Raw genomic sequence first — 15,990 nt, 5'->3', positions numbered from 1 at the left:
TCGTATCCGCTCGAACCTATGAATTATGTGACGGAGCCGTAACGAGATCCTCACGAGATCTCCCCCGCCCAGAAGGCTCAAGTGTCCTGGACGGCTGTCCGATGAACTTAACGTGTTACGCGTGAGTTACAAGATTCCCTTCCGGGGCCGAGCCGCGAGTGGCCGGCACGCCGCGGCGCGCCCTGCGTCCATGCGTGCAGCCACCCATCCCGCACGCCTCGCACAGGGCGCGGTGGTCACGACGCTCGCCCTGAGCATGTGCGCCATGGTCGCCGTCTCCGCCAACGCCCGTGATGGTGGGAGCGCGCTCATCCCCGCTCTCGTCCCCGGCGCGGTCCAGGTCGAACGTGCCCGAGCCGGCGCCGTCGACGTGGCCGGCGACGCGATCGAGGTCGCTGAGACGGTCCAGGCCGAGGGCGCCCAGGTCGCCATCGACGCCGCCCAGCTCGAGGCCCTCGAAGCAGCGACCGACCGCCTGGACCAGCTGCTCGTCGAGGCGACCGGCGACGTCCGGGTCGAGGACCGGGGCGCCTCGCGCTCGGGCGAGCGCGAGGAGAAGGTCGTCGCCGCGGCCACGCCGGCCCCTGTCGACCCCTCGGCCCCCATCGACCCCGCCTCCGTCTTCGAGCAGACGCCCGCGCCGGCACCCGTGCCGCTCGTCCCGCCGACCACCGGCAAGGAGGACGAGACCACCGCCGAGCTGCGTGAGGCCGTGGCCGCCGTCGCGACCCTCACCACCACCGTCCGGCAGAGCGCCGAGGTCAAGCGCGCCGCGGACGCCGCAGCCGCGCAGGCCGCAGCGCAGGCCGCCGCCGAGGCTGCAGCCGCACAGGCCGCTGCCGACGCCGCCGCGCAGGCCGCGGCCGCCCAGGCGGCCCAGCGGGCCGCGTGGAAGCAGTCGCTCCTCGGGTACGCCAACGGCAAGATCCCGGACTCCGCGCTCTGCGGCGTCAGCTTCGACGCGTCCGTGCGCCTGCGCTGCGACGCCGCCGAGCAGCTCGACGTCCTGAACACCGCCTACCGGGCGCAGTTCGGCTCGGACCTCGTCGTCAGCGACTCCTACCGCTCCTACGCGGGGCAGATCGCGTGCAAGCGCACCCGGGGCTACCTGTGCGCGACTCCCGGCACGTCGAACCACGGCAACGGCATCGCGGTGGACCTCGGCGGCGGCATCGACTCGTTCGGCACGAAGCAGCACCGGTGGATGGCCGCGCACGCGCCCGACCTCAGCTGGGGCCTCCCGTCGTGGGCCGGCTCGGGCGGCAGCAAGCCCGAGGCGTGGCACTGGGAGTACCTCGGCTGAACCTCGGCTGGTCCCAGTCCCTGCGCAGATCGGACCGCACGGGCGTCGCGGCCCTTACGATCGGGCGCATGAGCACCTCGGCCGAGCCGGGGCGGACATGGCCTCTCGTCGGCCGTGCCGCCGAGCTCGACGACCTCGACGACCTCCTGTCGACGGCCGCCGACGGGGTCGGCGTGACGGTGCTCCTCGAGGGCGAGGCGGGTGTCGGCAAGACGAGCCTGGTCGACGCTCTGCGCGGCTCCGCCCGGCTCCTCGACGTCGAGCTGCGCACCGCCCAGGCGACGGCGATGCGGGGCTGGCCGTTCGCGCTCCTGTCCGACGCACTCCTCGTGCGGTCGTCCGGCGCCGGCCACGGTCCGGGCGGCAGCCCCGTGGAGGCCGAGCTGGCGGACCTCCTCGAGGCGATGCACGCCGACCCGACCGGCTCGATCGCCCGGTACGACCGCGCCACGGAGCTGTTCGCGGCGCTGCTGCGCCGCCACGGTGACCTCCGGCCCTGGGCCCTCGTGCTCGAGGACGTGCACGAGGCCGACGCGCCGTCGCTCGCGGTGCTCCTCCAGCTGGCACACGAAGGGGCGGTGCCGCGGGCGCTCGTCGTGCTCACCATGCGGCCGGTGCCGTACCGCCCCGAGCTTGCGGAGCTCGTCGCCGCGTGGACCCGCGCCGGTGCCCGGTACCTCGAGCTGCGGCCGCTCAACGCGCGCGCGACCGTCGAGCTGGCCGAGAACCTCGTCGGCGGCCCCGTCGGTCCCTCGCTGCGCGGCACGCTCGCGACCACGGGCGGCAACCCGCGGCTGGTCGCGGACGTCGTGCGCACCGCCCGGGCGGCGGGGGCTCTGGTCGCCACCGACGGTGTGCTCGACTCGACCGGCTCCCGCTGGATGGACCCGCTCGACGAGGTGGTCCGCCGGCGCGTCGAGTACCTCGGCCCCGAGGTGCTCGAGCTGCTCGGTCAGGCGTCCGTGCTGGGCACGTCGTTCGTCATCGCCGACCTCGCCTCACTGGCCGGCGACCCGGTCGCCGACTGCTGGCGCACCCTGCGGCACGGCCTCGCCGCCGGGGTGGTCCGCGCCCGCGGCGACCGGCTCGTCTTCGGTCACGACCTGGTGCGCGAGGCGCTCTACAACGGTCTCGACGCCGAGCAGCGCCGCGCCCTGCACGCCCGTGCCGCGTGGGCCCTGCGCCAGGCCGGCGCGCCCACGCAGATCGTCACCGGGCACCTCGAACGCGCGCGCTGAGCCTCGCGCCTGCCTAGCGTGGGGGCTGCGGGCATCCGCCCGTCCCGCCCACAGCAAAGGAGCACCATGTCCACGCGCACCGCTCGGACCGCCTGGAACGGCACCCTGATGGAGGGCAGCGGGCAGGTCGAGCTCACCAGCTCCGGCGCCGGCACGTTCGACGTCTCGTTCCCGAAGCGGACCTCCGAGGAGGCCGGTGGCACGACGAGCCCCGAGGAGCTCATCGCGGCCGCCCACACGTCCTGCTACGCCATGCAGCTGTCAGGCGTCATCGCGGCGGCCGGCGGCACCCCCGTCGCCCTCGAGGTCAGCGCCGACGTCACCCTGCGACCCGACCCCGCCGGAGGGCTGCACATCACCACGATCGCCCTGACGGTCCGTGGCGAGGTCGAGGGTCTCGATGCCGACGGCTTCCTCGCCGCCGCCGAGAACGCCAAGGCCACGTGCCCGGTGAGCAAGGCCCTGACGGGCACGGAGATCACCCTGGACGCGTCGCTCGCCTGACCCTCGTCATCCCGCGCGACGTCCGCACTCCCACGGGAGCGCGGACGTCGCGCGGCTCTGCGAACCCGTCAGCGGTTGGCGCCCGCGAGCGTCCCGGTGACCTGGCCGTCCGGCGAGGAGATGAAGCACATGATCTCGTGGTCGCCCTGGTCCCAGGACTCGGGGGTCGGGAAGAACGACGCGAGCTCGAGGGTCGACTCGTCGTAGGTCAGGCCGACGAACGTCGCGAACTGGTCGTAGCAGAACGTGTCGGACGCGTCGATGACGGCCTGGTCGCCCGGGTACTCGCCGTCGGGCATGTCGGTCGCCGCGTAGGCCTCGCTGTCGTGCGGCTGGTCGCACGGGACGGTCGGCACCGACGAGACCTCGGCGGTCTCCTCGGTGGTCGTCTGGTTGAGGCAGTCACCCACCTTCAGCGAGAAGACGTCGGCCTCGCTCGACGCGGTGATCTCACCCGACTCGTCGCGGACGGCCGGCTCCGCGGTGTCGTCGAGGATGCCGCAGCCGGAGATGCCGGCGAGGGCCACGATCAGGAGGGCGGGGGCCGCGACACGGGCGGTGAGGGTGCGCATCATCATCTTCTCGTTCGGGGTGAGTCCATCGGTCGAGGGGCCCGCGAGAGAGTAGCGATCGGCGCCGTCATCGCGCCGGGGCATTTCGTGATCAACCGTGTGAAACCGGACACACAGCAACGACTCTGGACCCGAACGGGCGCCTCCCTCAGGTCCCGGGCGCTTCGGGGACCGGTGACCAGCCCTCGGTGACGTGCGCGGGGGAGCCGGTTCCCGGTGCGAGACTGCCCCCGTGGTGGCCGTGACCGAGACCGTGGCAGAGGGCCCGCGTGTGCCCGACAGCGCCGACGTCGTGCACGCGCTGCGGTCCGCCCTGCGCGGGACGGTCGACGACAGCACCCGGCGCCGGGCCGAGTACTCCACGGACGCGTCGAACTACCGGGTGGTCCCGCAGGTCGTGGCGTTCCCGCAGGACACCGACGACGTGCTCGCCGCGCTCGAGGTCGCCCGGTCGCTGGGCGTCCCGCTGACCGCGCGCGGCGGAGGGACCTCGGTCGCGGGCAACGCGGTCGGTACCGGGGTGGTGCTCGACTTCTCGCGGCACGTGAACCGGATCCTCGACATCGACCCGTCCGCGCGGACGGCCCGCATCGAGCCCGGCGTCGTGATGGCGAGCCTGCAGAAGGCCGCCGCACCGCACGGGCTGCGGTTCGGTCCCGACCCCTCCACGCAGGCGCGCGCGACGCTCGGCGGGATGATCGGCAACAACGCGTGCGGACCCCGCGCGGTCGCGTACGGGCGGACCGCGGACAACGTGCTCGCCCTCGACGTGGTGGACGGCACCGGGCGACGGTTCGAGGCGCGCTCCGGCGCGGGCGCGCTGGACGTCGTCCCCGGTCTCGACGCGCTCGTCCGCGGACACCTCGACATCCTGCGGACCGAGCTGGGCCGCTTCGGCCGGCAGGTCTCCGGCTACTCCCTGGAGCACCTGCTGCCCGAGAAGGGCACCGACCTGGCCAAGGCGCTGGTCGGGACGGAGGGGACGGTCGCCACGCTGCTCGGCGCGACCGTGCGGCTGGTCCCGATCGCGGCGGCCCCCGTGCTCGTCGTGCTCGGCTACCCGGACATGCCGACCGCTGCCGATGCGGTCCCCGCCCTGCTCGCGCACGCCCCGCTCGCGATCGAGGGCATGGACTCCCGGCTGGTCGACGTGGTGCGCCGGGTGCGTGGTGCGTCGGCCGTCCCCCCGCTGCCCGCCGGCGGCGGGTGGCTCATGGTCGAGGTGGGCGGTTCGGACCTGGCGGAAGCCCTGCAGCGTGCGCACGCGCTGGCGAGCGATGCCGGCACCGATGCGGTCGGCCTCTTCCCGCCCGGTCCGGAGGCCGCCGCGATGTGGCGGATCCGCGAGGACGGCGCGGGCCTGGGCGGGCGGACGCCGTCGGGCGAGCAGGCGTGGCCCGGGTTCGAGGACTCGGCGGTGCCGCCCGAGCGGCTGGGCGCGTACCTGCGCGAGCTCGAGGCGCTCATGGCGTCGCACGGGGTGGACGGCCTCGCGTACGGGCACTTCGGCGACGGGTGCGTGCACCTGCGTCTCGACATCCCGCTCGAGCGTTCCGGCTCCCCGCTGCGCGCGTTCATGACCGATGCCGCGACGCTCGTCGCGTCGCACGGCGGCTCGCTGTCCGGGGAGCACGGCGACGGCCGCGCCCGCTCCGAGCTGCTCCCGGTCATGTACTCGGCGCAGGCGATCGACCTGTTCGGCGCCTTCAAGGACCTCCTCGACCCGCGTGACCTGCTCAACCCCGGCGTGCTGGTCCGCCCGCGCCCGGTGGACGCCGACCTGCGCCGCCCGTGGGCCCGCCCGCTGCTGTCCGACGGTCACGGCTTCTCGTTCGCGCACGACGCGGGGGACCTGACGACCGCGCTGCACCGGTGCGTCGGCGTCGGAAAGTGCCGGGCGGACAGCACGGCGACCGGCGGGTTCATGTGCCCGTCCTACCTGGCGACGAAGGACGAGAAGGACTCCACCCGCGGTCGCGCGCGGGTGCTGCAGGAGATGGCGAACGGCACGCTCGTGTCCGGCGGCTGGTCCTCGCCCGAGGTGCACGACTCCCTCGACCTGTGTCTGTCCTGCAAGGCGTGCTCGTCGGACTGCCCCGCGGGCGTCGACATGGCTCAGTACAAGTCCGAGGTGCTGCACCGTACATACCGCGGGAAGCTGCGGCCGATGTCGCACTACGCCCTCGGCTGGCTGCCCCGCTGGGCGCGCCTGATCACCGGTGTCCCCGGCCTGGCCGCCCTGACCAACGCGTTGCTCGGCATCCGCCCGGTGGCCACCGCGGTGCTCGCGGGCGGCGGCATGGACACCCGTCGCCAGATGGTGACCTTCGCGCGCCGACCGTTCCGCTCGTGGGTGCGCGGCGAGGGCCGCGACAGCGTCACGCTCACCCGCAGCGTCCGAGGAAGCGAGCGCCAGGACGACCAGATCCTCGGACACACCGAGGTGGAGCCCGCCGACGAGCCTCGGGACTTCCAGTTCCTCGGACGGCCTGGCAAGGGGACCGGCGGGCGCAAGCCGCAGGTCGTGCTCTGGACCGACTCGTTCTCTGACACCCTCGCGCCGTCCGTCGCGCAGGCGGCCGTCGCCGTGCTCGTCGACGCCGGCTACGAGGTCCTCGTCCCGCAGGACGACGCCTGCTGCGGCCTCACCTGGATCAGCACCGGCCAGCTCGACGGTGCCAAGAAGCAGCTGACCCATCTGCTCGGCGTGCTCGGCCCGTTCGCGGTCAACGGGATCCCGATCGTCGGGCTCGAGCCGTCGTGCACCGCGGTCCTGCGCTCCGACCTGCGCGACCTGCTGCCCGACGACCCCCGCGCGGTCGCCGTCGCGCGGGAGACGCGCACGCTCGCGGAGCTGCTCACCGCGCCCGCCCCCATCGGCCCGGGCGACCGCTGGCAGGTCCCGGACCTCTCCGACGTGACCGCGGTCGTGCAGCCGCACTGCCACCACTACTCCGTGATGACGTGGACCGCCGACCGCCGCCTGCTCACCGACGCCGGTGCGCAGTTCTCGGCGCTCGCGGGCTGCTGCGGGCTGGCCGGCAACTTCGGCATGGAGAAGGGCCACTACGACGTGTCGGTCGCGGTCGCGGAGAACGCGCTGCTCCCGGCACTGCGCGACGCGGCGCCCGGGGACGTCTACCTGGCGGACGGCTTCTCGTGCCGCACGCAGGCCGACCACCTGGCCGGCGTGCACGGCGTGCACCTGGCGGAGCTGCTCGCATCGCACCTGCCGACTGCTCGTGGTGCGGTCGCACCCGCCTAGGCTGGCCGCATGCTCGTCGCCTTCTCCGTCGCCCCGCTCGGTGCGGGCGAGTCCGTGACCGCCGCCGTCGCCGATGCCGTGCGCATCGTGCGCGAGTCCGGGCTCCCGAACCGCACCGACGCCATGTTCACCACTATCGAGGGCGAGTGGGACGAGGTGATGGACGTCGTCAAGCGTGCGACGGAGGCGGTCGGCCGGCACGGCCACCGCGTCAGCCTCGTGCTCAAGGCGGACATCCGCCCGGGCCGGTCCGGAGAGCTGACGGGCAAGGTCGAACGGGTCGAGGCAGCGCTCGCCGAGGGGTGACGACGGGCACGTTCGGGTGATGTGACCGATCTCGTCGGGGCACGCCGGGCCGACGGGCTGACGGGCCGAGCGCGCTGTGGGACAGTGTGGTCGCACGTGTGCCGGTCGGGGCGCGCGGGCGGACAAACGGGAACGTGCAGCTGGCGGCGGCGTGCCCAGGAAGGCCGGGACTGATGCCTCTCTTCGAGCTCGACGACGGCCGGCCGCGCCTCGTCCAGCCGATGCAGCCCCTGACCGGATCGTTCGCGCAGGAGTGCGCCTCCCTCCTGTCCCACCACCTCGCCGCGATCGCCGGCGAGCCCCTGTTCGCGGTCCGGTCCCGGACCAACGCACCGGACCACGCCGACCTGCCCGAGCTCCTCGCCCTGGACGCCACGGGACGAGCCGTCGTCGTGGACGTGGTGCAGGTCGTCGACGACGACGCCGTCATCTCCGCGCTCCGGCACGCCGGGGCGGCGTCCCGCATGACGACGACCGACCTGGCGCGCGCCTACCACCCGGACCCGAGCCGGTTCGCGGTCGACTTCGCAGCCTTCCGCGAGCAGGCGGCGTTCGGCACGCAGTCGAACCGGCGCGAGGGCGTGCGGCTGGTGCTGCTCTGCTCGGAGGTCGCCGCCGAGGCCGGAGACACGCTCGGCTTCCTGCGCGGTCCCGGTCGGCACGTCGACGTGCTGCAGGTCGGCGTCGTGCGCGGGGTGGACGACCGCCGGCTCCTGGACGTCTCGCCGCTGGCCACGCACGAGGGTGCACGCCGCTCCGTCGAGCCGACCGCGCTGCGGCTGGTCCGCTCGAGCGAGGGTTTCGCGGGCGGCGGCTACGAGCCGCCGGTCCCGGCCCAGCCGCACGTGCGCACGCCCGCCACGGGTGAGCTGCGGGCCGTGACCCCGCCGCCGACGCCCCCTGTGCCCGCACCGACCCCGCTGCGCGCGCCGACGCCGACGGCACCGATCCCCCAGGCGACCCCGCGACCGGTTCCCAAGCCGGCCCCGGCGCCCCAGCCGACCCCCGCGCCTGTGCTGCAGCCGGCAGCGGACAAGCCGCGGGGCTCGTCGACGATCCAGGACGCGCCCACCACGCTGACCCCGGTGCTCGGGCTGCGGTCCGCCGCCGACCAGGTGGTGCCGCGCACACCGCCGCGGGACCGCGCCGAGCCGCTCGTGGCGGGACCGCGTCCGTTCGCGCCGCTCCCCGCGCCGCTGCCCATCTCCTCGAGCTTCCCGACGACGAGCCAGCCCGCACCGCCGAGCCAGCCCGCCCCGCCGACGCAGGCCGCACCCCCGACGCAGGCGGCACCCCCGACGCATGCCGCACCGTCGAACCCGCCGGCACCGGACAACTCGGCGGCACCGGACAGCTCTGCGGGGCCGGAGACCACGAAGGAGATCGCCCCGATCCGCGAGTCGTGGCCCGACGGCGCTCCTCGCGCCCTGCCGGAGCTCGCGACGCTCGCCAAGAGCCGCCGCGCGATCACCACCCTCGTCTGGGTCCGCGCCCGCCGCGGCCAGCGCCTGCTCGCGATGCTGCGCACCGACGGGCTCATCGAGCTGCCGACGGGCGAGCTGCACGCCGACCCCGACGACGCCGCCTCCGCGGCTGTGTCCGCGGAGAACCCGGTCGACGGCTGGCGCGCCTGGCGGCTCGGCGAGGGCGGACCGACGCTCGCGGAGGCCACGGGCGTCCTGCGGCCGTAAGGACCGCTCAGCCCCACCCGTACGCGGAGGACCAGCGGTCGATCTCCGCGTAGAACCGCTCGCGCACCGGCTTCGGGGACAGCGCGAGGTCGTGCAGCCCGTCGCGGATCCGGACGACGGTCACGTGCGACCCCAGCTGCACCGCGCGACGGGCCAGCAGCTCGACGTCCAGGACGACGTCGGCGTGCCGCATGTCCTCGCTCCACCGCGGGCTGATGACGGTCCTGCTCGACGCGCACATGAGGATCGGCGCCTCGACGCTCAGCCCGCGGGCCACCCGCGCGTGCCCCGCCATGATCGCCTGCAACCAGCCGGCCCGGACGGGGAACGACGGGGTCGGCCGCCACGTGGTGTCGTAGGTCCACTCCCCGCCGCTGGCGCTGCTCAGGGTGCGGGCGTAGTAGCCGGGGTCGATGTTGGGCAGCGGAGCCTTCGGCTGGAACCGGGCGATCCGGGAGACCGCCGGGGCGCTGATGTGCCGGAGCACCGACGACCCCTGCAGCTCGAGCCACGGGCTGTTGAGCACCAGGCCGCTGAGCTCCCCGGGGTGCCGGTTGGCCCACAGCGCCGCGACGAGCCCGCCGGTCGAGTGCCCCATGACCATGACCCGGGCGCGCGCACCGAGGTCCGCGGTGATGACGTCGACCGACGCCTCGATCTCCTCGTCGTAGGTCTCGAGGTCCGCGACGTACCCGGGCGTCTGACCCGGGCGCAGGCTGCGGCCGTACTTGCGCAGGTCGAGGGCGTAGAACGCGGCCCCGCGGGCGTGCCAGTACTCGGCGAGGCCCGTCTGGAAGAAGTAGTCGGACCAGCCGTGGACGTAGAGGATCGCGCGCGACGGCCGCAGCGGCTCGGTGCTCGGTGGGGCGTACCGGACCAGGCTCGCGACGACGTCGCCCTCGTCGTCGGGCTGCAGCACGAGCGTCCGCACCCGGTAGTCGGGCCCGAGGATGTCCTCGGCCCACGCGTCGCCCGTCAAGGCTCGAGCACGATCTTGCCGAACTGGTCGCCGTCCGCCAGCCGCTGCACGGCGTCGCGCGCGTCGGTCAGTGCGAACGTCGAGTCGACCAGCGGTCGCACCCCCGTCCGGGCGAGGAACGCGAGCAGGTGCCCGAGGTCGTCGCGCGTCCCCATGGTGGTGCCGACCACGGTGATCTCCTGGAAGAAGATCCGCGTGAGCTCGGCCGGCTCGGCGTCCCCGCTGGTGGCGCCGGCGACGACGATGGTCCCGCCGGGTCGGACGGACCGGACCGAGTGCGACCAGGTGGCCTTGCCGACGCTCTCCAGCACCACGTCGGCCCGCGGCACGCGCGTCCCGGGCTCCACCGCGGCGGCGGCACCGAGCGCCAGCGCGCGCGTCCGGCGCTCCTCGGAGCGGCTGGTCACGATGACCTCGAGCCCCGCGGCCGCGCCGAGCAGGATCGCCGCCGTCGCCAGCCCGCCGCCCGCGCCCTGCACGAGGACCCGCTGCCCGGGGGTCGCGCCGCCGGACCGGAAGAGCATCCGGTAGGCGGTGAGCCAGGCCGTGGGCAGGCACGCGGCCTCGACGAACGAGAGCTCGGCGGGCTTGTCGACGAGGTTCCAGGTGGGTACCGCGACCTGCTCCGCGAGCGTCCCGGGGTAGCGCTCGGACAGCAGGCTGCGGGGCTCGTCGGCCCCCACGCCGTGCCCGCTCGCCCCGCCGATCACACCGTGCACCACGACCTCGCGCCCGTCGGCGGTGACTCCGGCGGCGTCGGTGCCCAGGATCATCGGCAGCGCGTCGGCCCTTATCCCGACGCCGCGCAGGGTCCACACGTCGTGGTGGTTCAGCGCGGCGGCGCTGACGTCGACGACCGACCAGTTCTCCCGGGCTCCCGGGGCCGGCTGCTCACCCACCTCGAGTGCGCTGACGGGGTCGTCGGACGAGAACCGGGCGGCGTAGGCGGCGAGCACGGGCCTAACGTATCCGTCCGGCACGCCTGTGGCCTGCTACAGGATGGGCAGCATCCTGCCGAGGTCCGGCACCCCGTCGGAGGTGTAGCGCGGGTGCAGGGCGACGGCCAGCTGGTCGACGTCGTACGCCTGCCGGCCGGCCGCGAGCCGGACCCACAGACGGGCGTCGGCGATCTCGAGGCTCCACCCGCCGCGCGCCACGACGATCTCGAGCAGCGCGTCGGCCACCAGCCGCAGCGCGCCGGGGTCCACCGGGTCCGGCCCGCGCGGAACCGACCGCGCGAGGTCGTCGGCGTGCACCACGAGCTCCAGCACCCGGGACAAGGCCATCGTGCTGAGCAGCACCGGACCGCGGCGGGCCTGGACCACGCGGTCGTCGGGACCCAGCTCGTCGAGCCGCGCGAACGCTGCCCGGGCGCGGGCGTCCACCTCCGCGACGGGGTCGTGCGCGATCTCCACCGCCAGCTGACGGGTGGTCTCCGCGATGTCGGTGGCGCGCGCGACGTAGGTCCCGACGTACTCGCCGAACGTGTACGGCACCGTGCCTGCCGGCAGCGGCACGCACACCGCCAGCGCCTCCATCGCGCGGCCCAGGTGCGCGACGAGCTCCGCGACGGTCCAGCCGTCGAGCACCGACGGATCGTCGGCGACGTCGTCGTCGATCACGTCGCTCACCCAGGACCGGAGCCGGTCCCACTGGGCGTGCAGGGCGGTGCGGGCGTCGGCGAGCTCTCCGGAGGGCATGTCGCCCATCGTGCCCCAGCGGCTACCGGCGCGCGCCCTGCTCCAGGAACTCGTTCACGTAAGCGCCCACCAGGTCCTCCTCGATGAGGAAGCCGTCGTGGCCGTAGTCGGAGTGGATGGTCCGCAGCGGCTCGGCGCCGGGGATGCCCGCCGCGATCCGCTCGGACTGCGCAGGCGGGAAGAGCCGGTCCGAGTCGACCGCGATGACGAGCGCCCGCGCGGTGATCGACCCCAGCGCGGCCGTCACCCCGCCCCGGTCACGGCCGAGGTCGTGCGTGATCATCGTGCGTGTGAGCACCACGTACGTGTTGGCGTCGAACCGGCGGCTCAGCTTGTCGCCGTGGTGGTCCAGGTACGACTGCACCGCGAACCGCCCGCCCTCGAGCGGCTGCTCGCCGCCCTGCGGGATGCGCCCGAACCGCTGGTCCAGCTCCTTCGCGCTGCGGTAGGTCTGGTGCGCGATCTGCCGGGCCAGGCCGAGGCCGACGTGCGGGCCGTCGCCGTCGGCGGCGTCGTAGTAGTCGCCGTCGCGGTAGCGCGGGTCGGCGCGGACGGCGGCCAGCTGGGTGTGGAACCCGGCGATCTGGTCGCCGGACGTCTGCGCGGCGGTGGCGATCGCGGCGATGGCCTCGACGCGCTCGGGGGCGCTCGCCGCCCACTCCAGCACCCGCAGGCCGCCCAGCGAGGCACCGATGACCAGCTGCCACGCGTCGATGCCGAGCAGGTCGGACAGGCGGATCTCGGCGGCGACCTGGTCGCGCACCGTCAGCAGGGGGAAGCGGCTGCCCCACGGCTTGCCGTCCGGCCCCGGTGACGCCGGTCCGGTGGAGCCTTGACAGCCGCCGAGCACGTTGGGTGCGACGACGAACCAGCGGTCGGTGTCGATCGGCGCGCCCGGTCCGACCATCGACGACCACCAGCCGGGTGTCGGGTGCCCGTCGCCGGCCTCGCCCGTCACGTGCGAGTCACCCGTCAGCGCGTGCAGCACGAGCACCGCGTTGGTGCCGTCCTCGTTCAGCTCGCCCCACGTCTCGTACGCGAGCCGCACGGCCGGCAGGCGGCCGCCGGACTCGAGCTTGAGCGGCCCGAGGTCCGCGAACTGCCGCCGGCCCACCGGGTCGCCCTCGTGCCAGGCGGCGCTCGCGGGGATCGGCGGCCGGTCGGTGGGTGCCACCCGGGACCCGAGGGTCCGGGGGCGGCCGGGGGTCAGCGTCGCCGACCCCGTCGTGGGGTCCGACGGGGTCGGCGGCGTCGTACTCATGCTCGGTCAGGCACCCTTCGCTGCGCGGAAGCCGGCGTCCAGGTCAGCCAGGATGTCATCGATGTGCTCGATGCCCACCGCGAGGCGGACCAGACCGGGCGTCACACCGGAGAGCGCCTGCTCCTCGGGGGTCAGCTGGCTGTGGGTCGTCGACGCCGGGTGGATGACGAGCGAGCGCACGTCCCCGATGTTGGCGACGTTCGAGTGCAGCTCGAGCGCGGACACGAACGCCTGACCGGCCTCCGTGCCGCCCTCGAGCTCGAACGCGAGGACGGCGCCTGCGCCGCGCGGCGAGTACTTCAGCTGCGCGGCGTGCCACGGGCTCGACTCCAGGCCGGCGTAGTGCACGGTCCCGACGTCCTCGCGCGCCTCCAGCCAGGCCGCGACCTTCTCGGCGTTCTCGACGTGCCGCTCGATCCGCAGCGACAGGGTCTCGATGCCCTGGGCGATGAGGAACGCGTTGAACGGGGAGATCGCCGAGCCGAGGTCGCGCAGCAGCTGCACGCGCGCCTTGAGGATGAAGGAGAGGTTGACGCCGAACAGGCCGCCGACGCCGAGGTCCCGCGCGAACACCAGCCCGTTGTACGACGGGTCGGGGGTGTTGTAGTTGGGGAACCGGTCCGGGTACTGCGCGAAGTCGAACGAGCCGCCGTCGACGATCACGCCGCCGATCGCCGAGCCGTGACCGCCCAGGTACTTGGTCGCCGAGTGCACGACGATGTCCGCGCCCCACTTCAGCGGGTTGATCAGGTACGGCGTCGCCACCGTGTTGTCGACGATCAGCGGGACGCCGGACTCGTGCGCGACGCCCGCGACCAGCTCGATGTCGAGGATGTCGGCCTTCGGGTTCGGGATGGTCTCCGCGAAGAACAGCTTGGTGTTCGGCTGGACCGCGTCCTTCCACGCCTGCGCGTCGTGGGGGTCGGTGACGAACGTCGTCTGGATGCCCAGCTTGGGCAGCGTGTAGTGCAGCAGGTTGTACGTGCCGCCGTAGAGCGACGGGCTGGCGACGATGTGGTCACCGGCCTCGGCGATGTTGAGGATGGCGAGCGTCTCGGCCGCCTGCCCGGACGAGACGAGCAGCGCACCGACGCCGCCCTCGAGGTCCGCGATGCGGTTCTCGACGACCTCCTGCGTGGGGTTGCCGATGCGCGTGTAGATCGGGCCGAGCTCCTTGAGCGCGAACCGGTCCGCGGCCTGCTGCGCGGAGTCGAAGACGAACGACGTCGTCTGGTAGATCGGCAGTGCGCGGGCGCCGGTGGCGGGGTCCGCGGTCTGGCCGGCGTGGATCTGGCGGGTCTCGAAGTTCCAGCTCTCGTTGCTCACGGTTCTGCGCTCCGTTGTCGATAAGGGATCTATGGGATCCGCGGAGACTTCGGGCGCTTCGGGCAGCCGACGTCCGTCCCGCGGAGGGGGTGGAGTGGCGCACGGATCGAGCCATGGCTCGGGCGGGATCATCGAGGCCGCCGTGATGGCGACCTGCCCGCGGGCACAGCCGAGCGTGCGCTGGGTCAGCGACACATTCGGCGGGACATGCGCTGAGAGTAGGCCGATCCGTCCGACGACTGAAACAGCCGTCTCAACATTCGGTCACAGGGCTTCTCATCAGGCGTCATTGCGGCGAACGGGTGATCTCTGCGTGATCCTGTCCGGTTCATCCCAAAGCACACGGGTGTGACTCGTGGGACTGGTGTGACACGTGTTCTCTTCTGAGGTTTCCGCCGGTAGCGTCCCTCGGGAACGGCCGCCGAAGGCCGGTCATCGAAACGTCGGGGAGGGCGTCCAGGTGAGCCACAGCACGACCATGCGCAAGGCCTCCCGGGGCCTCGTCGCCGGCGCGCTCGTCGCCACCCTGCTCGCGGCAGGCGCCTCCAGCGCGCTCGCCGAGCCGACACCGCCCTCCGCGCAGGACGTCCAGCGTGCGCAGGGTGCCGTGAAGTCGGCCGAGCGGTCCGTCGCCTCGATGGAGGTCCGCCTCGCCCAGCTGAGCGCGGAGACCGACGCCGCCGAGCTCAAGGTTCAGCAGGCAGGCGAGGCCTACAACCGCGCGGTCGTCGACGCCGACGCTGCCCAGCAGGCCTCCGACGACGCCGTCGCCCGGTCGACGGAGGCGGCAGCCACCGCCGAGGACGCCCGCCGCCAGCTCGTCGCCATCGCCCGCGAGGTCGCCCGGTCCGGCGGCTCGACCGACTTGCTCCAGGCGCTCCTCTCGTCCGACGGCTTCCAGGACGTCGCCCGCCGCACCACCGCGCTCGACCGCATCAGCGGCAAGGCCGACGAGGCCGTCCAGACGTACCGGGCCACGCAGCTCGTCGCCACCACGCTCGCCGAGCGCGCGACGGAGGCCGCCGCCGCATCGAAGGCCGCGAAGGCCTCGGCCGCCGAGGCGCTGGCCGCCGCCGAGCAGGCGCAGACGGACGCCGTCGCCGCGCAGACCGCCGCGTCCGCCGAGCGAGACGGCCTCATCACCTCCCTGGCCGCCGCCCGCCAGACCAGCGCCGAGGTCGAGCGCGCCCGCCAGGACTTCGTCGACCAGCAGCGCCGCGAGCGCGAGGAGGCCGCCGCCCGCGCCGCCGCCCTGCGCCCCGTCGTCGCGCCGCCCACCACCCCCGTCGCGCCCCCGGCGACCGGTGGCGGGACGACGGCACCTCCGGCGACGACGACCCCGCCCGTGCCGACCACCCCGCCGGCCACCACCACCCCGCCGCCGGTCGTCGCGCCGCCCGTCGTCACTCCGCCGGTCACCCCGCCCGCGCCGTCGAACCCCTACGGGCTCGGCACGGGCCGGTCGCGCGGATCGGCAGCCGGCGGAGCCGCGGCGCTCGCCTGGGCGCAGACGAAGACCGGGCTGCCCTACATCTGGGGCGGTGTCGGCCCCGACGGCTACGACTGTTCCGGCCTGTCGATGGGCGCCTGGCGCACCGCCGGCGTCAACCTCGCACGCACCACCCGCGACCAGTACAAGCAGGTCCTCAAGATCAGCTACAACGAGCTGCGCCCCGGCGACCTCGTCTTCTGGTCCACCGACCCGAACAACCCTGACGCGATCTACCACGTGGCCATCTGGGCCGGCGGCGGCCAGATCATGGAAGCCTCCAAGCCAGGCGACCCCCTCCGCACCACGGGCATGCGCTGGGGCAACACCATGCCCTTCGCCGGCCGCCCGTAACC

13 protein-coding genes are annotated in these 15,990 nt (G+C 74.0%); 7 read left to right on the top strand and 6 right to left on the bottom strand.

Going from position 1 to position 15,990, the window contains the following annotated elements; genetic code table 11:
• Positions 1-190: 190 nt before the first annotated feature.
• The 3 genes from J2X26_RS02715 to J2X26_RS02705 all read left to right on the top strand — a co-directional run bounded on the left by J2X26_RS02715 (position 191) and on the right by J2X26_RS02705 (position 3,045).
• Complete coding sequence (locus J2X26_RS02715) at positions 191-1,303, top strand: M15 family metallopeptidase (RefSeq protein WP_307489611.1); 1,113 nt, start codon at positions 191-193, stop codon at positions 1,301-1,303.
• 68 nt (positions 1,304-1,371) lie between these two features.
• Positions 1,372-2,541 carry an AAA family ATPase gene (locus J2X26_RS02710; RefSeq protein ID WP_307489610.1) on the top strand — a complete coding sequence of 390 codons (1,170 nt, stop codon included), beginning with the start codon at positions 1,372-1,374 and terminating at the stop codon, positions 2,539-2,541.
• 66 nt (positions 2,542-2,607) lie between these two features.
• Positions 2,608-3,045: an OsmC family peroxiredoxin gene (locus tag J2X26_RS02705; protein ID WP_307489608.1), complete on the top strand. Its 438-nt coding sequence runs from the start codon at positions 2,608-2,610 to the stop codon at positions 3,043-3,045.
• Positions 3,046-3,113: 68 nt separating this feature from the next.
• Here the strand turns inward: J2X26_RS02705 and J2X26_RS02700 are convergent, their stop codons facing one another.
• Complete coding sequence (locus J2X26_RS02700) at positions 3,114-3,617, bottom strand: septum formation family protein (RefSeq protein WP_307489606.1); 504 nt, start codon at positions 3,615-3,617, stop codon at positions 3,114-3,116.
• A 232-nt stretch (positions 3,618-3,849) separates the two neighbouring features.
• On the opposite strand from J2X26_RS02700, the gene J2X26_RS02695 reads away from it, so the two are divergent.
• The 3 genes from J2X26_RS02695 to J2X26_RS02685 all read left to right on the top strand — a co-directional run bounded on the left by J2X26_RS02695 (position 3,850) and on the right by J2X26_RS02685 (position 8,879).
• Positions 3,850-6,882 carry an FAD-binding and (Fe-S)-binding domain-containing protein gene (locus J2X26_RS02695; RefSeq protein ID WP_439897808.1) on the top strand — a complete coding sequence of 1,011 codons (3,033 nt, stop codon included), beginning with the start codon at positions 3,850-3,852 and terminating at the stop codon, positions 6,880-6,882.
• A 9-nt stretch (positions 6,883-6,891) separates the two neighbouring features.
• Positions 6,892-7,188: an MTH1187 family thiamine-binding protein gene (locus J2X26_RS02690; protein WP_307489604.1), complete on the top strand. Its 297-nt coding sequence runs from the start codon at positions 6,892-6,894 to the stop codon at positions 7,186-7,188.
• 173 nt (positions 7,189-7,361) lie between these two features.
• On the top strand, positions 7,362-8,879 hold the full coding sequence (locus J2X26_RS02685; protein ID WP_307489601.1) for a hypothetical protein: 1,518 nt from the start codon (positions 7,362-7,364) through the stop codon (positions 8,877-8,879).
• Between the two features lie 7 nt (positions 8,880-8,886).
• Here J2X26_RS02685 and J2X26_RS02680 read toward each other — a convergent pair whose 3' ends face one another.
• Genes J2X26_RS02680 through J2X26_RS02660 form a run of 5 tightly spaced genes read right to left on the bottom strand, consistent with a single transcriptional unit; the run spans position 8,887 to position 14,145 of the window.
• A complete protein-coding gene (locus J2X26_RS02680; RefSeq protein ID WP_307489600.1) occupies positions 8,887-9,858 on the bottom strand; it encodes an alpha/beta hydrolase in 972 nt (323 codons plus the stop codon).
• Positions 9,855-10,814, bottom strand: a complete 960-nt coding sequence (locus J2X26_RS02675; protein ID WP_307489598.1) for a zinc-binding dehydrogenase — start codon at positions 10,812-10,814, stop codon at positions 9,855-9,857. Before J2X26_RS02675 ends, J2X26_RS02680 begins: the two co-directional genes overlap by 4 nt.
• Positions 10,815-10,850: 36 nt before the next feature.
• Positions 10,851-11,558, bottom strand: a complete 708-nt coding sequence (locus tag J2X26_RS02670; RefSeq protein ID WP_307489597.1) for a maleylpyruvate isomerase N-terminal domain-containing protein — start codon at positions 11,556-11,558, stop codon at positions 10,851-10,853.
• 22 nt (positions 11,559-11,580) lie between these two features.
• Positions 11,581-12,819: a homoserine O-acetyltransferase MetX gene (metX, locus tag J2X26_RS02665; protein WP_439897807.1), complete on the bottom strand. Its 1,239-nt coding sequence runs from the start codon at positions 12,817-12,819 to the stop codon at positions 11,581-11,583.
• Between the two features lie 6 nt (positions 12,820-12,825).
• Positions 12,826-14,145 (bottom strand): bifunctional o-acetylhomoserine/o-acetylserine sulfhydrylase, encoded by a 1,320-nt coding sequence (locus J2X26_RS02660; RefSeq protein ID WP_307489595.1) that lies wholly within the window; start codon positions 14,143-14,145, stop codon positions 12,826-12,828.
• Positions 14,146-14,605: 460 nt separating this feature from the next.
• On the opposite strand from J2X26_RS02660, the gene J2X26_RS02655 reads away from it, so the two are divergent.
• Positions 14,606-15,988 (top strand): C40 family peptidase, encoded by a 1,383-nt coding sequence (locus tag J2X26_RS02655; protein ID WP_307489593.1) that lies wholly within the window; start codon positions 14,606-14,608, stop codon positions 15,986-15,988.
• The last annotated feature ends 2 nt before the right edge of the window (positions 15,989-15,990 follow it).

It is taken from the genome of Cellulomonas humilata (assembly GCF_030814415.1).
Classification (GTDB): domain Bacteria; phylum Actinomycetota; class Actinomycetes; order Actinomycetales; family Cellulomonadaceae; genus Cellulomonas; species Cellulomonas humilata_A.
The sequence above is the reverse complement of the archived record's forward strand: the minus strand, read 5'-3'. Positions and strand labels throughout refer to the sequence as shown.

Bases quoted from the DNA above. Each gene is read 5' to 3' on its own strand.
- J2X26_RS02715 (WP_307489611.1), top strand. From the start codon at position 191: ATGCGTGCAGCCACCCATCCCGCACGCCTCGCACAGGGCGCGGTGGTC.
- J2X26_RS02710 (WP_307489610.1), top strand. From the start codon at position 1,372: ATGAGCACCTCGGCCGAGCCGGGGCGGACATGGCCTCTCGTCGGCCGT.
- J2X26_RS02705 (WP_307489608.1), top strand. From the start codon at position 2,608: ATGTCCACGCGCACCGCTCGGACCGCCTGGAACGGCACCCTGATGGAG.
- J2X26_RS02700 (WP_307489606.1), bottom strand. From the start codon at position 3,617: ATGCGCACCCTCACCGCCCGTGTCGCGGCCCCCGCCCTCCTGATCGTG.
- J2X26_RS02690 (WP_307489604.1), top strand. From the start codon at position 6,892: ATGCTCGTCGCCTTCTCCGTCGCCCCGCTCGGTGCGGGCGAGTCCGTG.
- J2X26_RS02685 (WP_307489601.1), top strand. From the start codon at position 7,362: ATGCCTCTCTTCGAGCTCGACGACGGCCGGCCGCGCCTCGTCCAGCCG.
- J2X26_RS02670 (WP_307489597.1), bottom strand. From the start codon at position 11,558: ATGCCCTCCGGAGAGCTCGCCGACGCCCGCACCGCCCTGCACGCCCAG.
- metX (WP_439897807.1), bottom strand. From the start codon at position 12,819: ATGAGTACGACGCCGCCGACCCCGTCGGACCCCACGACGGGGTCGGCG.